The organism is Paraburkholderia sp. 35.1 (assembly GCF_050436525.1).
GTDB classification, from domain to species: Bacteria; Pseudomonadota; Gammaproteobacteria; order Burkholderiales; family Burkholderiaceae; genus Paraburkholderia; species Paraburkholderia tuberum.
Window position 1 is genome coordinate 1,682,427 of the sequence record NZ_JBNDMJ010000003.1, and the last position, 19,401, is coordinate 1,701,827.

Sequence of the window (19,401 nt, forward strand, 5' to 3'; positions counted from 1 at the left end):
GGTCTAGGTACGGACTGCCCTCCCGTGACGTCCGCCACCGCTTTCGGCCGTTTCGTGATCCGCTTAAACTAGGGGCCGCTCATCGATCGGGACATCGGGTTCCAGTCGGCGAGCGGCCTCTTTTTGTTACAGCTGCTGACGTCACTGCAAGCCCTTGCCCATGAGCACGATTCACCTCACCAACGGCGACGTCGCCGCCGAGTCGCTGCGTACCGCGTTGGACCAGGCGGGCCGCGACGATCGCGTGCAGCCGCTGCGGGACGATCTGGCGGTCGGCCCGTTACGCGGCGTCGACGACGCTCCGCACGTGCGCGCCGACTTCTGGGAACGCGTCAGCGCCGACACGCAACGCGACTTCGTGCGCGAGTTCCGCGAACAGGCCGCGGTGCTCGACGGCCTCGCCAACAGCACCGCGAATCTCGTGGTGTGGCACGCCGAAAGCGCGTCCGATCAACTGATGCTGCGCCGCGTCTGCTACCTGGTGCGCAATAGCCCGCAGCGTTTGAACGAAGTGCGTCTGTCGATCGCCGACCTCACCGATCCGCAAGCGTGGGCGCATACCCGCAAGGATCGCGCGACATCGGTCGGCATGTTTGCGCCGGACGTATTGCAGACACACCTGCCGGACGCCGCGCCGATTTCCGTGCTGCGCATCAGCCGGCTCGCGCTCGAATGGCAGGAGGTCAAACAGGCGAACGGCGAGACGCGGCGCTGGCGTGACAACACCTTCACGAGCGGCAGCGTTGCCGAAATCGACGCGCTGATCCTCGAACGGGCAACCGACGCCTGGCAGCCCGCCGCGCGCGTCGCCGCCTACGTGATGACCGCCGAGTTGTGGTTCCTCGTCAGCGACAGCATCGTGCTGTGGCGCATGCGCGAACTCGCGGCGCTGCGGCGCATCCGCCTGCGCGGCGACGCGAACGAATGGCGCTCGCTCGAACTGCGCGCGGCATCCGCCCCCTGCTCACCCCAATAAGATAAGAACAGACGAATATGGCCCGCACCCGAGCCCCCGACCACGAAACCCAACGCGAGCAGATTCTCGAACTGGCCGCCGCGAAGTTCGCGCAGACCAGCTATCCAAGCACGTCGATGGCCGATCTTGCCGCGGCGAGCGGCACCTCGAAAGCGCGCCTCTATCACTATTACGACAGCAAGGAAGCAATCCTGTTCGATCTGCTCGATCGCTACACGAAGCGCCTGATGCTGATCATCGCCGAGGTGGAAGGATCGAGCCAGCGGCGCGAACTGAGCGAGCGAGAAACCTTCGCGGAGCTGATCCGCGCGTTTCTGTCCGAGTATGAGACGTCGCACAGCCGGCACGTCGCGCTGCTGAACGATGTCAAGTATCTGGTCGATTCGCAGCGCGAGATCATCCTGAACCGTCAGCGCGACGTAGTCGCCGCCTTCGCGCGGCAGCTCGTGCGCGCCTATCCCGAACGCGCGACTCGCGACAACCAGACCGCGCTGACGATGATGGTGTTCGGCATGATCAACTGGACCTTCACGTGGCTCAAGCCGGACGGCCGGATGGGCTATCGCGAGTTCGCCGAGCAGGTGGTCGGCATGGTCGAGCATGGTCTCGGCAGCGCGCCGGCCAGGTAGACGATGGTCTGAACAGATCGCAACCCGCACACCGGATGTTGCAAAGCAACAACATGCAGACCACATAAATCGGCGCAGGGAATCCATGCGGCATCGTGTCACGAACGTGCGATCACTTTTAACTTCTGTTTAAAATCAAATAATTAAATTTAGGGTTCCAGCGCTCCAGGTATTCACCTCGACTTTTGATACGGGTTTTCCCTAGTGAATGGCTTAGGTTTCCGTTAAAATCGGTTTTGCGGTGCACAACGCCGCCCGATTAAAAGGAGAACCCGACCATGAACATGCTGACCCATCGCAACACCGAGCCGATCGCGCCGAACGATCGCGCGTCGCTGCCTGCTGAACGCGCGCACGTTCTGGTCCGTGAACTCACCGCCGCCGATCGCGAACGCCTGCTTGCTCACTTCCTCGCGCTCGACGAAGAAGACCGTCTGCTGCGCTTCGGCCAGGTCGTGCCGAACCATGTGATCGAAAACTACGTGCGCGCGATCGACTTTACGCGCGACACCGTATTCGGCGTGTTCAACAGCAAGCTGGAACTGAGCGGCGTCGGCCATCTGGCCTACCTGCCGGCCGAAGGCAACAAGCGCACCGCCGAATTCGGCGTCTCCGTGCTCGAAAGCGCACGCGGCATCGGTATCGGCTCGAGGCTATTCGAGCGCGCCGCGATCCGCAGCCGCAACACGCATGTGACGACGCTGTACATCCACTGCCTGGCGCGCAATTCGACCATGATGCACATCGCCAGGAAGGCCGGCATGAAGATCGAGTACGCGTACGGCGAGGCCGACGCCTATCTGACGCTGTCGCCGGCCGATCAGTCGAGCATCCTCGCGGAAATGCTGCAGGAGCAGGCCGCCGTGTTCGATTACGCGCTCAAGCGCCACGCACGCCAGGCATCGCGACTGTTCGAGTCGTTCATGCCGGTGGCTGTCGCTGCCTGAATAATCGCTATGGGGAAATGAGATTGGGGCGGCCGCAAGGTCGCCCTTTTTCTATCTGTACCCAATCAACGCCACGCGTAGGACCGTGCGCGGAAGCCTACAAAATGGGCAGCGCTGTCGTTTCCTTGATCTTTTCTAGCGAAAAGCTCGATTTCACATCGATCACCGATGGATGCCGCAGCAATTGATCCTGCACGAAGCGCGAAAAGTGCGCCATGTCCTCCACCTGGACGCGCAGCAGGTAATCCATCTCACCCGTCATCGCGTGACATGCGACAACTTCGGGCCACGTCTGCACGGCCGCGCCAAACAGATCGGCGTGCGTGGCCTCGCCATGCGGACTGAACGCGCGACCGCCACCCTTCTCCAGCCGCACGCTGACATACGCGAGCAGGTCAAGCCCGAGACGTTGGGCGTCGAGCAGCGCGACATAGCCGCGAATCACGCCGCTTTCCTCGAGCCGGCGAATCCGCCGCAGGCACGGACTCGGCGACAGATTGATCCGTTCCGCAATCTCCTGATTCGACAGCCGGCCATTCTCCTGAAGGATCGCCAGAATGCGTCGATCGATCGCGTCTATCTCGTTACTAGCCATGTTCTGCCGCGTATCCGTTGAATAAAGCCATAAACTGGCTCAAGCGTAGCGACGCGCGATTAAGTTCGCAAGTATTTGCCTTCATCTCAGTCCTACACTTGCCCCATCCGGTCGCGCTCAGCCGACCGTCCCGCGCGCTCACCGCCAGCGCGCCTTGGCAACCCTCTTGCACGGGATTGGAGACAGACGATGCAGGTTTCAACTTGGGAAAATCCTGTCGGCACTGACGGCTTCGAATTCATCGAATACACGGCGCCGGACCCGAAAGCGCTCGGCAAGCTGTTCGAACAGATGGGCTTCACGGCCGTCGCGCGGCATCGTCATAAGGACGTGACGCTGTATCGTCAGGGCGACATCAACTTCATCGTCAACGCGGAGAAGCATTCGTTTGCGCAGCGCTTCGCGCGCTTGCATGGCCCGTCGATCTGCGCGATTGCGTTTCGCGTACAGGACGCCGCGAAGGCCTACGCCCAAGCGCTCGAAAAAGGCGCATGGGGTTTCGACAACAAGACCGGCCCGATGGAGCTGAACATCCCGGCGATCAAGGGCATTGGCGATTCGCTGATCTATTTCGTCGACCGCTGGCGCGGCAAGAACGGCGCGACGCCGAACAGCATCGGTGACATCGACATTTACGACGTCGACTTCGAGCCGATGCCGGGCGCGAACCCGAACCCGGTCGGCCACGGCCTGACCTATATCGATCACCTGACTCACAACGTGCATCGCGGCCGCATGCAGGAATGGGCAGAGTTCTACGAGCGCCTGTTCAACTTCCGCGAGGTGCGCTACTTCGACATCGAGGGCAAGGTGACGGGCGTCAAGTCGAAAGCGATGACCTCGCCGTGCGGCAAGATTCGCATTCCGATCAACGAGGAAGGCTCGGACACCGCCGGTCAGATCCAGGAATACCTGGACGCGTACCACGGCGAAGGCATCCAGCACATCGCGCTCGGCACCAGCGACATCTACCGCACCGTCGACGGCCTGCGCGCATCGGACATTTCACTGCTCGACACGATCGACACGTACTACGAACTCGTCGACCGACGCGTGCCGAATCATGGCGAGCCGCTCGAGGAACTGCGCAAGCGCAAGATCCTGATCGACGGCGCACCGGACGATCTGCTGCTGCAGATCTTCACCGAAAACCAGATCGGCCCGATCTTCTTCGAGATCATTCAGCGCAAGGGCAACCAGGGCTTTGGCGAAGGCAACTTCAAGGCGCTGTTCGAATCGATCGAGCTCGATCAGATTCGCCGCGGCGTCGTGCAGGACAAGACCTGACCATGGAGACTCGCGCCTGATCGGCGCGCACAAGAAAAAAGGGCGAGGATCGCAGGATCCTCGCCCTTTTACGTTGCAACGCCGCCGCTCTCTTCGGAACGGCGGCCGGTCGTCATAAGACGCGCGCGATGCGGTGCGTCATGAATTCTGCCTGTACCGATCGCTGCCGATCGCACTGTCGACCCGCGCCGGCGCCACCTGCGCCGTGCGGATGATCGCGTTCGACAGTGCCCCCGTGCTGCCCGGATTCGAGCGCACCGGCGCGCTCATCGCGAAGAAAGCGGCGGAAACCATCAGGAAGGTCTGGATGTTTCTTGTGTTCATGCGTACTCCTTTTCTAACTGCCCTGCTGTCCAGAAGCTGCACAGAATGCGCGGCGTTCGGCATCGCTCGCAGGTCGGGGTTAGACAGTCGTTTTCACTGCGGTTCCGCAAATTTGTAGGTTTTACAGCTTGTTACACGCGCAGGCGCAATACAACTCCATTCCGGCGGAAATCCGCGACAACTGCTGACAACACGTAGGCAACTCGTCGCGAAACCGGCCGAAATCAGATCGTGCGCGGGCGATTTTTGATCCGCTGCGGCGGGTTTCCACCAGTGCTACCATCGCTTAAAACCCGTCAATATGACGACCCCGGCCCCAGCATTCACGAGATGCCGGGGCCAGAAAAGTTTTGGTGATCCCAAGCTGAAGTGGAGGAGTACACATAATGAATGCCCCGCTAGACGCAGGTCAGCGAGCCTCGCTCGAAGCCGCGTTGTCTTCCGTCACGCTCGACGACAAATACACCCTCGATCGCGGCCGCGCGTACATGAGCGGCATCCAGGCGCTGGTGCGTCTGCCGATGCTGCAACAGGAACGCGACCGCGCCGCCGGCCTCAACACGGCCGGCTTCATCTCCGGCTACCGCGGATCGCCGCTCGGCGGGCTCGACCAGTCGCTGTGGAAAGCGAAAAAGCATCTGGCCGCGCATCAGGTGGTGTTCCAGCCCGGCGTCAACGAAGACCTCGCGGCCACCGCCGTGTGGGGTTCGCAGCAGGTCAATCTGTACCCGAGCGCCAAATACGACGGCGTGTTTTCGATGTGGTACGGCAAGGGCCCCGGCGTCGACCGGTCCGGTGACGTCTTCAAGCACGGCAACTCGGCCGGCTCGTCGCGGCACGGCGGCGTTCTCGTGCTCGCCGGCGACGATCACGCCGCCAAATCCTCGACACTCGCGCACCAGTCCGAACACATCTTCAAGGCATGCGGGCTGCCGGTGCTGTTTCCGTCGAATGTGCAGGAATATCTGGACTTCGGCCTGCACGGCTGGGCGATGAGCCGCTACTCGGGCCTCTGGGTCGCGATGAAGTGCGTGACCGACGTGGTCGAATCGTCCGCATCGGTCGATATCGATCCGCACCGCACCAACATCATCCTGCCGGAAGACTTCGTGATGCCCGACGGTGGGCTGAACATCCGCTGGCCCGATCCGCCGCTCGTGCAGGAAGCGCGTCTGCTCGACTACAAGTGGTACGCGGGCCTCGCCTACGTGCGAGCGAACAAACTCGACCGCGTCGAAATCGATTCGCCGCATGCGCGCTTCGGCATCATGACCGGCGGCAAAGCTTATCTCGACGTGCGCCAGGCGCTGACCGACCTCGGTCTCGACGACGAAACCTGCTCGCGCATCGGCATCCGGCTGTACAAGGTCGGCTGCGTGTGGCCGCTCGAAGCGCAAGGTGCGCAGGCCTTCGCACGCGGTCTCGACGAAATTCTGGTGGTCGAGGAAAAGCGCCAGATCCTCGAATACGCGATCAAGGAAGAGCTGTACAACTGGCCCGACGCGCAGCGCCCGCGCGTATTCGGCAAGTTCGACGAGAAGGACGGCGCGGGCGGCGAATGGTCGGTGCCGATGGGCAACTGGCTGCTGCCGGCGCACTACGAGCTGTCGCCCGCGATCATCGCGAAGGCGATCGCCACGCGGCTCGACAAGTTCGATCTGCCGTCGGATGTGCGCGCCCGCATCGCCGCGCGCATCGCGGTGATCGAGGCGAAGGAAAAGGCGCTCGCGCGGCCGCGCGTCGAAGTCGAGCGCAAGCCGTGGTTCTGCTCGGGCTGCCCGCACAACACGTCGACCAACGTGCCGGAAGGCTCGCGCGCGATGGCCGGCATCGGCTGTCATTACATGACGGTCTGGATGGATCGCAGCACCAGCACGTTCAGCCAGATGGGCGGCGAAGGTGTCGCGTGGATCGGCCAGGCGCCGTTCACGAACGACAAGCACGTGTTCGCCAATCTCGGCGACGGCACCTACTTCCACTCGGGGCTGCTCGCGATTCGCGCGGCGATCGCGTCGAAGGCGAACATCACCTACAAGCTGCTGTACAACGACGCGGTCGCGATGACGGGCGGCCAGCCGGTCGACGGCGTGCTGAGCGTGCCGCAGATCACGCATCAGCTCGCCGCCGAAGGCGCGGCGAAGATCGTCATCGTCACCGATGAGCCGGAGAAGTACGCGGCAAACGTCGGCCTTGCGCCCGGCGTCGACATTCACCACCGCGACCAGCTCGACGACGTGCAGCGTCAGCTGCGCGAGGTTCCGGGCACCACGATCCTGATCTACGACCAGACCTGCGCGACCGAAAAGCGCCGTCGCAGGAAACGCGGCGCGTATCCCGATCCGGCACGACGCGTCGTGATCAACGAAGCGGTGTGCGAAGGCTGCGGCGACTGCTCGGTGAAGTCGAACTGCCTGTCGGTCGAACCGCTCGATACTGAGTACGGCACGAAGCGCCAGATCAACCAGTCGACCTGCAACAAGGACTTCTCGTGCGTGAACGGCTTCTGCCCGAGCTTCGTCTCCGTTGAAGGCGGCCAGTTGCGCAAGCCGAAGGCGGCGTCGGGCGCCGAAATGCCGCCGGTGCCGGATCCCGAGTTGCCGTCCATCGACCGTCCGTACGGCGTTCTGGTGACGGGCGTGGGCGGCACGGGCGTCGTCACGATCGGCGCGCTGCTCGGCATGGCCGCGCATCTCGAGAACAAGGGCGTCACGGTGCTCGACGTCACCGGCCTCGCGCAGAAAGGCGGCGCCGTGATGAGCCACGTGCAGATCGCGAAGCAGCCCGCCGACATCCACGCGACCCGCATCGCAATGGGCGAAGCGAGCCTCGTGATCGGCTGCGACGCGATCGTCACTGCCAGCGACGAATGCGTGTCGCGGATGCACACGGATCGCACGCGCGTCGTGCTGAACAGCGCGCACACGCCGACGGCCGAACTGATCAAGAACCCGAACTGGCGCTTCCCCGGCAGCAGCACCGAAGCCGACGTGCGCGCAGCGGCCGGCGATGACAACGTTTCGACCGTCGACGCGAATCACTTCGCCGTCGCGCTGCTCGGCGACGCGATCTACACGAACCCGTTCGTGCTCGGCTATGCGTGGCAGCGCGGCTGGGTGCCGCTCACGCACGAGTCGCTGATTCGCGCGATCGAGCTGAACAACGTGCAGGTGGACAAGAACCGCGCGGCGTTCGAATGGGGCCGGCGCGCCGCGCACGACCTGGCTGCGGTACGCAAGCTCGCGCAAACGCAGGGACGCGGCGATCCGGCCGACAGCGCGGGCGGCAAGATCATCGCGCTGCATACGCCGAAGGCGCTCGACACGCTGATCGACAAGCGCGTCGACTATCTGACCGCCTGGCAGAACCGTGCGTACGCGGAGCGCTATCGCGCGCTGGTGTCGCAGGTGCGAGCCGCGGAAGAAGCGCTCGATTCCGCCGACGGCCAAATGCCGCTGACCGAGGCGGTCGCGAAGAACCTGCACAAGCTGATGGCGTACAAGGACGAATACGAAGTCGCGCGTCTGTACAGCGACCCGGCGTTCATCGAAAAACTGAACGCGACGTTCGAAGGCGACTGGAAGCTGCACCTGCATCTCGCGCCGCCGACGCTATCGAAGAAGGACGCGCACGGCCATCTGGTGAAGAAGAAGTACGGCCCGTGGATGTTCCGCGCGATGCACGTGCTCGCGAAGCTCAAGTTCCTGCGCGGCACCGCGTTCGACGTGTTCGGCAACACCGGGGAGCGTCGCACCGAGCGCGCGCTGATCGGCGAATACGAGGCATTGGTGCGTCAGCTGATCGGCGGGCTGACTTCTCAGAAACGCGATCTCGCGGTCGAGCTCGCGAATCTGCCCGACGGCATCCGCGGCTATGGGCATGTGAAGGAAAACAACCTGAAAGGCGTGCGCATCAAGTGGAACGAGCTGCTCGCGCGTTGGCGTTCGCCGGATGCGGGCAAGACGCAGCACGCGGCTTGATCGACTCTCCCAGCTGAACCGAAAAGCGGCGGTCTGCACGGACCGCCGCTTCTTTTCAGGCGTGATGCACGTTACTTCGCGTTCACCGGCCTGCGCGCGTTCGCCGAAGCGACCGCCGTCATGTTGATGATACGGCGCACGGTCGCGGCCGGCGTCAGGATATGCACCGGCTTTTCCGCACCCAGCAGGAACGGTCCGACCGTCACACCCTCGCCGCCCACGACCTTCAGCAGGTTGTACGCGATGTTCGCCGCTTCGACGTTCGGCATGATCAGCAGATTCGCTTCGCCGGCGAGCGTCGTGCCCGGGAACGCGGCCTTGCGGACCGTCTCCGACAGCGCCGCGTCGCCGTGCATTTCACCGTCGATTTCGAGCGACGGCGCGCGTTGCGTGATCAGCTTGCGCGCCGCGGCCATGCGCTGCGACGACGACGACGGCGCGCTGCCGAAGTTCGAGTTCGACAGCAGCGCGACCTTCGGCGTGATGCCGAACTTCTCGATTTCGCGCGTGGCGAGCATCGTCATGTCGGCAAGCTGCTCGGCGGTCGGCACTTCGTTCACGTACGTGTCGCAGATGAACATGTTGCGGCCCGGCAGCATCAGCAGATTCATCGCGGCGAAGTTCTCGACGTCGTCGGCCTTGCCGAGCACCTGCTCGATGAAGTTCAGATGCGTGTGGAACTGGCCGATCATGCCGCAGATCATGCCGTCCGCTTCGCCAAGGCGCACGAGGATCGCGCCGATCAGCGTGTTGAACTTGCGCATCGCGGCCTTCGCGACGTCCGGCGTCACGCCTTCGCGCGCGCCGAGTTCGTGATACGCCTGCCAGCACTTGTGATAGCGCGGATCGTCTTCCGGATCGACGATCTCGACGTCTTCGCCGCACTTGAGCTTCGAGCCCATCTTCTTCAGACGCATCTCGATCACCGACGGACGGCCGACCAGGATCGGCTTGGCGATCTTTTCGAGCAGCACGAACTGCGCGGCGCGCAGCACGCGCTCGTCTTCGCCCTCCGCGAACACGATGCGCGCCGGTGCCGACTTCGCCGCCGCGAACACCGGCCGCATCACCATGCCCGAGCGATAGACGGTCGCGCCGAGCTGTTCGCGGTACGCATCCATGTCCTGGATCGGGCGCGTCGCGACGCCCGAATCCATTGCGGCCTGCGCGACGGCCGGCGCGATCTTGATGATCAGGCGCGGATCGAACGGCTTCGGAATCAGGTATTCGGGACCGAATTCGAGCGAGTGGCCTTCGTAGGCCTTCGCGACTTCATCGCCCTGGTCGGTTTCCTCGGCCAGTTCGGCAATCGCGCGCACGCACGCGAGCTTCATTTCTTCGGTGATCGTCGTCGCGCCGACGTCGAGCGCGCCGCGGAAGATGAACGGGAAACACAGCACGTTGTTGACCTGGTTCGGATAGTCCGACCGGCCGGTCGCGATGATGCAGTCCGGGCGCACCTTGCGCGCTTCTTCCGGACGGATTTCCGGCTCGGGGTTCGCGAGCGCGAGAATCAGCGGCTGCGAGCCCATTTCGGCGACCATCTCCGGCTTCAGCACGCCAGCGCTCGAGCAGCCGAGGAACACGTCCGCGCCGCGGATTGCATCGGCGAGCGAGCGCGCTTCGGTGTGCGCGGCATAGCGCTCCTTCGACGGATCGAGGTTGCCGCGCCCTTCGTAGATCACGCCCTTCGAGTCGGCGACGAGAATGTTCTGCTTCGACAGACCGAGATTGACGAGCAGATCCAGACACGCAATGGCCGCCGCGCCCGCGCCCGAACAGACCAGCTTCACTTCGTCGAGCCTCTTGCCGACCACCTTGAGGCCGTTCAGGATCGCCGCCGACGCGATGATCGCAGTGCCGTGCTGATCGTCGTGGAAGACCGGAATCTTCATACGTTCGCGCAGCTTCTTCTCGATGTAGAAGCACTCGGGTGCCTTGATGTCCTCGAGGTTGATGCCGCCCAGCGTGGGCTCGAGCATCGCGATCGCCTCGACGAGCTTGTCCGGATCGGATTCGCTCAGCTCGATGTCGAACACGTCGATGTCCGCGAACTTCTTGAACAGACACCCCTTGCCTTCCATCACCGGCTTCGCGGCAAGCGGGCCGATGTTGCCGAGGCCGAGCACCGCGGTGCCGTTCGTGATCACGCCGACGAGGTTGCCGCGCGACGTGTACTTCTGCGCGTCGAGCGGTTCCTCGTGAATTGCCATACAGGCTGCCGCCACACCCGGCGAATACGCGAGCGACAAATCCAGCTGGTTCGACAGTGGCTTGGTAGGCGTCACCGAAATCTTGCCAGGTTTCGGATTCTGGTGATATGCGAGAGCGCTTTGCTTGAGTTGTTCGTCCATTTCTAGGCCTGCGAGACGTAAGTGATTGGGCCCGGCGACATACATCGTTGCAGCGCTTTCATCTGTCGGACGGATAGCCGACCGAGGCGGTTTTCGCACGCGCCCGGTCAGGCGCGACGGCTTAGCTCGACGAACACGGGACGATGTGGAGTGCTTCGCGGGTCGATTAGTGTACACCCCGGACGTGTCGATGCACTGAGTGGTTAACAGGACTCGCCATTAGCGAAACAGGCGCTCAGGACGCTGCGTCGCCACGACCCGGCCATGCTTTTCCGCCACGCGGCAGGGCGCCATGCGGGCCGCATGGTCCACGCATTCGCAGTATTCGAAGCGATTGAAGGACGCGCTTCGTCGACGCGGTCAGTCGAGTTCGGCGCCGCGTCGCTCAGGAATCAGAAACAGGGTCGCGAGGATGTCCAGCAGGTAAATCGACGCCAGTAGCGCGAGCGCCGCGCCGAACGAGTAGCGCGCCGCCAGCGCGCCCACGACGACCGGCCCAAAGCCGCCCACCGCGCGACCCGCGTTGAACAGCACGTTTTGCGCGGTGGCGCGCGCATCGGTTGGATAGAGCTCCGAAATCAGCGCGCCGTAGCCGCCGATCATGCCGTTGACGAACACTCCCATCGCCGCGCCGCCGATCAGCAACGCCATCGGCGTCGTCAGTTGCGCATAGACGAACACCATGACGACGGCGCCCGCCTGGTAGAACAGGAACGTCGGCTTGCGGCCGAAGCGGTCGGCGGCGATGCCGAATAGCCAGATGCCGGCCGCCATGCCGAGAATCGTCGCGGCGGTCCACAGCCCCGATTTGGTCAGCGAGTAGCCGAAGGTCTTCGACAGATAGCTAGGTAGCCAGAGCATCAGCCCGTAATAGCCGAAGTTCTGCACCGAGCACAGGATCGTGACGCCGAGGCTCGCGCGCGTCGTGCGTCCATCGACGAACAGCAGTTTCAGCGGCAGCTTGCGCATGCCGCGCGCGACGCGTTGGTCGAAAAGCGCCGGCTCCTCGACGCGGCGCCGCACGAAGAACGACACGACCGCCGGCAGCAGCCCGAGCGCGAACATGCCGCGCCAGCCGATCACCGGCAGCAGCAGCGGCGTCAGCAACGCGGCCGCCAGCACGCCAAGCTGCCAGCCGAGCCCGACATACGACGACACCCGCGCCCGCTGCGACGCCGGCCACGCTTCGGCGACCAGCGTCATACCGATGCCGAATTCGCCGCCCAGCCCGATCCCGGCGATGGTCCGATAGATCAGCAGGTCCGTGTAGCCTTGCGCGAGCGCGCACAGGCCGGTGAACACCGCGAAGATCAGGATCGTCCACGTCAGCATGCGCACGCGGCCGAAATAATCGCTGAGCACGCCGAAGAGCACGCCGCCCGCCACCGCACCGATGAGCGTCCATGTGACCAGCGCACCGGCCTGCGAGGAACTCAGATGCAGGTCGGCGGCGATCACCGGCAGCATGAAGCCGAGAATCAGCAGATCGAAGCCGTCCATCGCATAGCCCAGCACCGACGCAAGCAGCGCGCGGCCCGCATAGCCCGGTTGGACGGCGGAGCGGGTTTCGGTAGCGGTGGCGGTGGCGGAGGCGGAGGCGGGTGGAGCGGCGTTCATTGAAAGCATTCCGTAGGTCTGAAGGCGGCTGCGTGGGACGCGTCCCGGGAAAGTCGCGTGAGTGTAAAGGCGGCCTCACCCGGTCACAAGACGATGCGCGCGCCAAAGCGCCCGCCGGCTGCGCCGCCGCGCACGACGGCCTCCTCGGTGCGACCCATTTCAGGTAAAATAGCGGCCCACGCGCGCAGCAAAAGCCGGTCTGTGCTCTTCCCCCGGCCGCGTATCCCGCCCAGCATGGCGCGGCATACCCCGCTTGCTGCGCCACCGGGCCCAGCGCCCGCTTCTCCCCCGCTCACTCCGAAGGATCCGCCCATGACAGGCTTCGATCGCCAGACGATCTCCGACACCACCGCCAAGATGCTGCTCGAAGTGCAAGCAGTGCATTTCAACGCGGAGAAACCGTATATTTTCACGTCCGGCTGGGCGAGCCCGGTGTATATCGACTGCCGCAAGCTGATCTCGTATCCGCGTGTGCGCCGCGGCCTGATGGAAATGGCCGAAGCGACGATCCTGCGCGACGTCGGCTATGAGCAGATCGACGCGGTCGCCGGCGGCGAAACCGCGGGCATCCCGTTCGCGGCATGGCTGTCCGACCGCCTGATGGTGCCGATGCAGTACGTGCGCAAGAAGCCGAAGGGTTTCGGCCGCAACGCGCAGATCGAAGGTCTGCTGACCGAAGGCCAGCGCGTGTTGCTCGTCGAAGACCTGACGACCGACAGCCGCAGCAAGATCAACTTCATCAACGCGCTGCGCACCGCCGGCGCGACGGTGAACCACTGCTTCGTGCTGTTCCACTACAACATCTTCAAGGAAAGCGTGTCGGTGCTGAAAGACATCGACGTCGATCTGCACGCGCTCGCCACGTGGTGGGACGTGCTGCGCGTCGCGAAGCAGAACAACTACTTCGACACGAAGACGATCGACGAAGTGGAAAAATTCCTGCACGCGCCGGCCGAGTGGTCCGCTGCACATGGCGGTGCGACGTCTACGCCGCAATAAAGCCATCGCGGTAAGGCTGTGACAATAAAACCTAGCCGCTTTATGCTGATTGAATGAAAAAGCCGCCTGTTTCGCAACAGGCGGCTTTTTTTATCGCGATTGTTTATCGCCGATTACCCGGCGGACGAAACGAGGCCGATATCAGGACTGGTTCGCGATGTTCTTACTCGAGTTCGACGAAAGATTCAGCAAACCATTGCTCTGCGCATACTGGAATAGTTGGGAGTCGCGATCGATTCCCAGCTTGCGCATGGCCGCGTTTTTTTGTGTGCTGATCGTCTTGATGCTGCGATTCAAACGCTCCGATATTTCCTTGATCGTCATACCCGATACGAACAGGCGCACGACTTCGAGTTCGCGCCGCGACAGCTTCGAGTCGTCGCGCTTGCCGGCTGAATTGACCCGCAACCCATCGAGCACCGCCTTCACCGACGGACTCATATAGGTCATGCGACGGCCCACGTGTTGTACCGCAAGCGCAATATGGCTGAGATCGTCCGATTTGTTCACGACCGACGTCACGCCAAGTTCCTTGAGCCGTTTGAGCAATGCGGCGTTCTCGAGCATGGTGAGCACGACGATCGGCAGATCCGGGAAATTGCGGCGCAAATAGTCGATGAGTTGCAAGCCGTCGCCGTACTGACCGCCCGGCATGGCCAGGTCGGTGACGAGCACGTCGCATTCGGTGGATTGCAACATTTTGATAAGTTCAGTCGACTGCCTTGCGCGCCCAACGACTTGCATACCGGGAAATTTGAGCAGCGCATTTTCAGCGCCAAACAGAATAACCGGATGATCGTCTGCCACCACGACCCTGAGTGAAACTTGCATCGTCCTCCTCTGGACGGATAAACCGGTCTCCACAACTTCTAACACTGCTTTTGACGCTCGCTATTTAAACGAGTCAAATGCAGTAAGGGTCGCGCGACAACCCCCTTACTATAGCTGATTTCCTGTCTGCGAATTCCGCGGCACGCGAACATATTGCGTCGCAGAGCTAATCAGCGCTGATGTTAGACTTGATTCGACCTTGGGGCACAATTCAGGACAACGACAGTCGCGAGGACCCGCGCCTCGCGCCCTTACAGGAGAACCGGCATATGCGCATGCGTTGCCTGGTTGTTTCGCTGGCTTCATCTTGGCGGCATCGATCGCTCGCCGTCGGCGCGATGCTCGCGCTATTCGCAGCGCATAGTGCGGGTGCGCGGGCCGACGAGCCGTTCACGCTGACGAGCGCGAGCGTGCGCGCGGGCGGCACCGTGCAGAATGCGCAGGTGTTCGACCGGAACGACTGCAAGGGCGGCAACCGTTCACCGCAGCTCTCATGGCGCGACGCGCCGGCCGGTACGCGCGGCTTCGCGATCACGATGTTCGACGAGGACGCGCCGGGGCGCGGCTGGTGGCACTGGGCGGTCGCGGGCATCCCCGCCACGGTCGACAGCCTGCCCGAGAACGCGAGCTCGTCCGGTTTCCTGCGCAAGCTCGGCGCGGTCGAAGCGCGCAACGACTTCGATACCGACGGCTATGGCGGTCCGTGCCCGCCGCCCGGCAAACCGCATCGCTATATCATCACCGTGTACGCGCTGAACTCGGCCGATCTGCGTCTCGCGCAAGGACGTCCCGCGTTGATGTTCGATCACGAGATCGGCACGGCCGCGATCGGCAGTGCGCGGCTCGAGGTCAATTACGGGCGCTAGTGGCGGCCGTCGCGGTCGTGATGGGGCGCCGCCGCGCCGCATCGCCTGGCTTGCGCCGTTCGCCTTCCCGATCGCTTTGCTGGAGCACTTCATGTCGAAGATCGTCATCGTTTATCACAGTGGCTACGGCCACACGAAGAAGGTCGCCGACGCCGTGCTCGCCGGCGCGCTGGAAGCCGGTGCGCAGGCGAAGATGATGCCGGTCGGCGACCTCGACGACGCCTCGTGGGACGAACTCGCCGCCGCCGACGCGCTGATCTTCGGCGCGCCGACCTACATGGGCGGCCCGTCGGCCGACTTCAAGAAGTTCGCCGACGCCAGTTCGAAACCGTGGTTCGCGCAGGCGTGGAAAGACAAGATCGCAGCCGGCTTCACGAACTCGGCGACGATGAACGGCGACAAGTTCTCGACCATTCAGTACTTCGTCACGCTGGCGATGCAGCACAGCATGATCTGGGCCGGCACCGGCATGATGCCGTCGAACACGAAGGCCGCGACGCGCAACGATCTGAACTTCGTCGGCGGCTTTACCGGTCTGCTTACGCAATCGGCGGCCGATGCGTCGCCCGACGAAGCGCCGCCGCCGGGCGATCTCGAAACCGCGCGCCTGTTCGGCGCGCGCATTGCGGGCGTCACCGCGCGCTGGATCGCGCCGCGCGGGTAGCGGCGCGCGGCTAATGGCTGAACGGCGCCGAAACGACGTCGCGGCTCATCTGCGGTTCATCTTCGGTCATCAGCCCCATTCGCCGCGCAACGGGTCACGCCGACGTCACGTTGTGCGCGCATCGTCGTTTTTTCGCGCTGCACCGCACGGTCGCGGCGATGACGTCTTAAAATAACGTTCCGGCGCGGCGTCGCGCCCCGTTTCCAGCGAGTGAGATCGAGATGAGCACGAAAGTTTTTGTCGACGGACAGGAAGGCACGACCGGCCTGAAAATTTTTGAATACCTGTCGCAGCGCGCCGACGTCGAAATCCTGCGTATCGAAGAAGCGAAGCGCAAGGACCTGGACGAGCGCCGTCGTCTCATCAACGCGTCGGACGTCACGTTCCTGTGTCTGCCCGATGTCGCCTCGCGCGAGTCGGCCTCGCTCGTCGAGAACGACCGCACGGTGCTGATCGACGCGAGCACCGCGTTCCGCACCTCGCCCGACTGGGCCTACGGCCTGCCCGAGCTGGCTCGCTCGCAGCGCGAACGCCTGCGCACCGCCAAACGCATCGCCGTGCCGGGCTGCCACGCCTCGGCGTTCGTGCTTGCGATGCGCCCGCTCGTTGAAGGCGGCGTCGTCGCGCCCGAGTTCGCCGCGCACGCCTATTCGATCACTGGCTACAGCGGCGGCGGCAAGAAGATGATTGCCGACTACGAAGCCGGCGGCAACGACAGACTCAAAAGCCCGCGCCCGTACGCGCTCGGCCTCACGCACAAGCACCTGCCGGAAATGGCCGCGCATACGGGCCTGAAGTCGGCGCCGATCTTCACGCCGATCGTCGGCGACTTCTACAAGGGCCTCGCGGTCACCACGTACTTCTCGCCGGGCCAGCTCGCGAAGAAGACGACGCCGCAGGACGTGCAGGCTCAGTTCGCCGAATACTACGCGGGCGAAGCGTTCGTGCACGTCGCGCCGTTCAACGCCGACGCGAGTCTCGACAACGGCTTCTTCGACGTGCAGGCGAACAACGACACCAACCGCGTCGACCTGTTCGTGTTCGGCAACGAAGAGCGCTTCGTGACCGTCGCGCGGCTGGACAATCTCGGTAAGGGCGCGTCGGGTGCGGCGATCCAGTGCATGAATCTCGCGATCGGCGCGGCCGAAGACACCGGTTTGAAACGCTAGGCGAGTCGACCCGCATCCGCGGTGCCACGAAAAAAGCCGGTCTTTGCAGACCGGCTTTTTTTGTTTTAAAGCCCGCTCATTGCATTGCACTGCATTGTTTTCCGCCAGCAGCATGTCGCACGGCATAACTCGCGGCTTGGCCATGGCTATTGCCACAGCACCTTTTCTTATCGCTTGCGGCGGCGGCAAAGCCGACAATCCGGGCCCCGTCACACCGGCGCAATGCGCGGGCGCGAGTTGCGGTACGCAAGGCGCGCCGACGCCCAGCGCTAGCACCGCGACGCTGTGCGCCGGCAGCGGCGAAATCGTTCAGTTGAATATCGACGCGACCGCGATGACCTACACGCTGAAGTGGCTCGAGTCGCCGATTCCGCTCACCAGCGCGAGCGTCGCCGTCACACGCAGGGGCACGCAGATCACGGGCGCGGTGATTCACCCGCCCACCGGCATGCTGCCGACCGCCGAGCAGACGCGCTGCGCGTTCATCCTCGGCGCGGGCACCGGCACCGCGTCGGACGGCACGACCTACACGACGCCCGACTTCGTCGACAACCCCAACCCGCCGATGATCCTGATCGGCAAGTGCGTCGCGGGCGGCGGGATTCCGGGCGCGACGATCCAGTATGCAGGCATCACGCTGCTGCCCGGCGTTCCCGCCATCGGCGCGGTCAACAAGCGGCACTTCGACTTCTATCCGTTCCTCGGCTTCGCGAGCACGACGACCGACATCACGAAGCTTGCCGGCACCTACAACGCGCTGCTGTACCACCTGTCGCCGACCGCGAACTACGAAACCGTCGCCACGAATGCCGTCGAAACCTTCGACGCGAGCGGCAACTGCACGTCATCGAGCGTGGCCGGGTGTCTGAGCACCGGTAACCCGTTGACGCTGAACAGCAACGGCTATTTCGACAGCGCCAACCCGCCGCAGATCGTGCCGGGCACCGGCGCCACCAGCAATCCGCTGCGCACCGGCAAGTACGGCACCGCGCACATGATCCTCGGCCAGCTCAACGGCGCGACGGTCCCGCTCGTGGTCCGCACCGGCCTCGTCGACACGAGCAACCTGATCTCCCCGCAGGTCGACGACGAATCCGGCATCGCAATGCTCGCCGCGGCGACGCCGCTCGCCTCGGGCGGCTTCGACGGCGGTTACGTCGGCGCGGATTCGAACTTCAAGTACACGGCGACGCTGGTCCAGGGCGCGGCCGCGACATTCATCAATCCGTCGACGTCGGCCGCGGAAAGCTCGCTCGGTCTGAGCTATGGCGCGTCGAGCCCCGGTCTCGTCAACGTTCAGGACGGCACCGGCAATACCGGTCTCGCGATCGCGTCGGGCGGACTGTACGCGACCGTGATTCAGGGCGAAGAAAACGGCGGGATCACGTCGACGTCGGCGAATGCGGATACGCCGAGCGCGCCGTACTTCGGCATCGGCGCGCAGATCAGCAAATAAAAGCAACAGGCACCCGCTGCGCGCAACGCGCAGTCGACCCGCGCGGCTCAGTGCGGGACACATGAAGCAGACGGTGGCCGGAATGGGAGCCGGCGACGGACCGATGACCGAAACGCGGCTGTGCCCTGCGTCGCTCGACTACGGCACGGTCTTCACCGGTGGCGGCGGAGACGGTGAACTCGTCAAACTGCAGCTCGATACGACGAAGATGACGTGGCAGATCAGCTACATCCAGTCGCCGATTCCCGCCACCACCGGCACCGTCGCCCCGACGCGCGCGGGCCAGTTCGCGAGCGGCTCCCTGACCCCGGAAACGCGGCTACCGACCAACAAGCTGAACCGGTGCGCGTTCCGTCTGAACGGCGCGAGCCTCGATGCGAGCCGGCCGGCGCGGATTTTCGTGGGCGAAGGCGTCGTCGTCGTGGGCGCCGATGTTCAACGCGGGCCTTGCGTACAACATCACCGAGCACTGGGGGCTCGTTGCGTCGGTCACGTATATCCCGCTGAAGACGACGTCGTCGGTCATCATCAAGGCGGCCGATGGGACGGAGCTTGGCGTGTCGAAGGCGGATCTGCGCGCAAACCCGATCATTTCCTTCCTGGCCGTGTCGTATAAGTTCTGAATTTGATTTTCCGCGGTCGCGGCGCCGCTTTGGGCGCGCGGCGAATTCCGGGCAAAAAAAAGCCCACCTAGGTTGGCGGGCTGAATC

General features: G+C 63.8%; 15 protein-coding genes and 2 pseudogenes. 12 read left to right on the forward strand and 5 right to left on the reverse strand.

Annotated features, from left to right (window positions below; genetic code table 11):
- Window positions 1–160 precede the first annotated feature (160 nt).
- From OKW27_RS27935 to OKW27_RS27945, 3 genes are all read left to right on the forward strand, one after another.
- On the forward strand, window positions 161–976 hold the full coding sequence (locus tag OKW27_RS27935) for a DUF1835 domain-containing protein (RefSeq protein WP_090802187.1): 816 nt from the start codon (window positions 161–163) through the stop codon (window positions 974–976).
- A 17-nt stretch (window positions 977–993) separates the two neighbouring features.
- Window positions 994–1,605 carry a TetR/AcrR family transcriptional regulator gene (locus tag OKW27_RS27940; RefSeq protein ID WP_429335420.1) on the forward strand — a complete coding sequence of 204 codons (612 nt, stop codon included), beginning with the start codon at window positions 994–996 and terminating at the stop codon, window positions 1,603–1,605.
- A gap of 278 nt (window positions 1,606–1,883) precedes the next feature.
- Window positions 1,884–2,552, forward strand: coding sequence for a GNAT family N-acetyltransferase (locus OKW27_RS27945; protein WP_090802188.1), 669 nt, complete (start codon window positions 1,884–1,886; stop codon window positions 2,550–2,552).
- A 97-nt stretch (window positions 2,553–2,649) separates the two neighbouring features.
- Here OKW27_RS27945 and OKW27_RS27950 read toward each other — a convergent pair whose 3' ends face one another.
- Window positions 2,650–3,147 carry an Lrp/AsnC family transcriptional regulator gene (locus OKW27_RS27950; protein ID WP_090802190.1) on the reverse strand — a complete coding sequence of 166 codons (498 nt, stop codon included), beginning with the start codon at window positions 3,145–3,147 and terminating at the stop codon, window positions 2,650–2,652.
- 189 nt (window positions 3,148–3,336) lie between these two features.
- Here OKW27_RS27950 and hppD point away from each other — a divergent pair, with 189 nt between their 5' ends.
- Window positions 3,337–4,434 (forward strand): 4-hydroxyphenylpyruvate dioxygenase, encoded by a 1,098-nt coding sequence (hppD, locus tag OKW27_RS27955; RefSeq protein WP_429335421.1) that lies wholly within the window; start codon window positions 3,337–3,339, stop codon window positions 4,432–4,434.
- Window positions 4,435–4,572: 138 nt separating this feature from the next.
- Here the strand turns inward: hppD and OKW27_RS27960 are convergent, their stop codons facing one another.
- Complete coding sequence (locus tag OKW27_RS27960; protein ID WP_187612701.1) at window positions 4,573–4,758, reverse strand: hypothetical protein; 186 nt, start codon at window positions 4,756–4,758, stop codon at window positions 4,573–4,575.
- A gap of 386 nt (window positions 4,759–5,144) precedes the next feature.
- Here OKW27_RS27960 and OKW27_RS27965 point away from each other — a divergent pair, with 386 nt between their 5' ends.
- Window positions 5,145–8,735, forward strand: coding sequence for an indolepyruvate ferredoxin oxidoreductase family protein (locus OKW27_RS27965; RefSeq protein ID WP_429335422.1), 3,591 nt, complete (start codon window positions 5,145–5,147; stop codon window positions 8,733–8,735).
- 71 nt (window positions 8,736–8,806) lie between these two features.
- Here the strand turns inward: OKW27_RS27965 and OKW27_RS27970 are convergent, their stop codons facing one another.
- The gene (locus OKW27_RS27970; RefSeq protein ID WP_429335423.1) at window positions 8,807–11,089 is read right to left on the reverse strand and encodes an NADP-dependent malic enzyme; all 2,283 of its coding nucleotides are present in this window, start codon (window positions 11,087–11,089) and stop codon (window positions 8,807–8,809) included.
- Between the two features lie 360 nt (window positions 11,090–11,449).
- Complete coding sequence (locus OKW27_RS27975; protein WP_429335424.1) at window positions 11,450–12,706, reverse strand: MFS transporter; 1,257 nt, start codon at window positions 12,704–12,706, stop codon at window positions 11,450–11,452.
- A gap of 312 nt (window positions 12,707–13,018) precedes the next feature.
- Here OKW27_RS27975 and OKW27_RS27980 point away from each other — a divergent pair, with 312 nt between their 5' ends.
- Complete coding sequence (locus OKW27_RS27980) at window positions 13,019–13,705, forward strand: orotate phosphoribosyltransferase (RefSeq protein WP_018418686.1); 687 nt, start codon at window positions 13,019–13,021, stop codon at window positions 13,703–13,705.
- Between the two features lie 141 nt (window positions 13,706–13,846).
- Here the strand turns inward: OKW27_RS27980 and OKW27_RS27985 are convergent, their stop codons facing one another.
- A complete protein-coding gene (locus tag OKW27_RS27985; RefSeq protein ID WP_429335425.1) occupies window positions 13,847–14,536 on the reverse strand; it encodes a response regulator in 690 nt (229 codons plus the stop codon).
- Between the two features lie 269 nt (window positions 14,537–14,805).
- Here OKW27_RS27985 and OKW27_RS27990 point away from each other — a divergent pair, with 269 nt between their 5' ends.
- From OKW27_RS27990 to OKW27_RS28015, 6 genes and pseudogenes are all read left to right on the forward strand, one after another.
- Window positions 14,806–15,402 (forward strand): YbhB/YbcL family Raf kinase inhibitor-like protein, encoded by a 597-nt coding sequence (locus OKW27_RS27990; RefSeq protein ID WP_090802611.1) that lies wholly within the window; start codon window positions 14,806–14,808, stop codon window positions 15,400–15,402.
- Between the two features lie 91 nt (window positions 15,403–15,493).
- Entirely contained in the window at window positions 15,494–16,066 is a 573-nt protein-coding gene (locus tag OKW27_RS27995) for a flavodoxin family protein (RefSeq protein WP_429335426.1), read from the forward strand.
- A 221-nt stretch (window positions 16,067–16,287) separates the two neighbouring features.
- Window positions 16,288–17,235 carry an N-acetyl-gamma-glutamyl-phosphate reductase gene (argC, locus tag OKW27_RS28000; RefSeq protein WP_090802609.1) on the forward strand — a complete coding sequence of 316 codons (948 nt, stop codon included), beginning with the start codon at window positions 16,288–16,290 and terminating at the stop codon, window positions 17,233–17,235.
- A gap of 112 nt (window positions 17,236–17,347) precedes the next feature.
- Window positions 17,348–18,691 carry a DUF2957 domain-containing protein gene (locus OKW27_RS28005; RefSeq protein WP_429335427.1) on the forward strand — a complete coding sequence of 448 codons (1,344 nt, stop codon included), beginning with the start codon at window positions 17,348–17,350 and terminating at the stop codon, window positions 18,689–18,691.
- A 61-nt stretch (window positions 18,692–18,752) separates the two neighbouring features.
- Window positions 18,753–19,136 (forward strand): annotated as a pseudogene (locus tag OKW27_RS28010) (DUF2957 domain-containing protein); the annotation flags it as partial.
- Window positions 19,096–19,314, forward strand: a pseudogene (locus OKW27_RS28015) (OmpW family outer membrane protein); the annotation flags it as partial. The pseudogenes OKW27_RS28010 and OKW27_RS28015, both read left to right, overlap by 41 nt.
- Window positions 19,315–19,401: the final 87 nt, after the last annotated feature.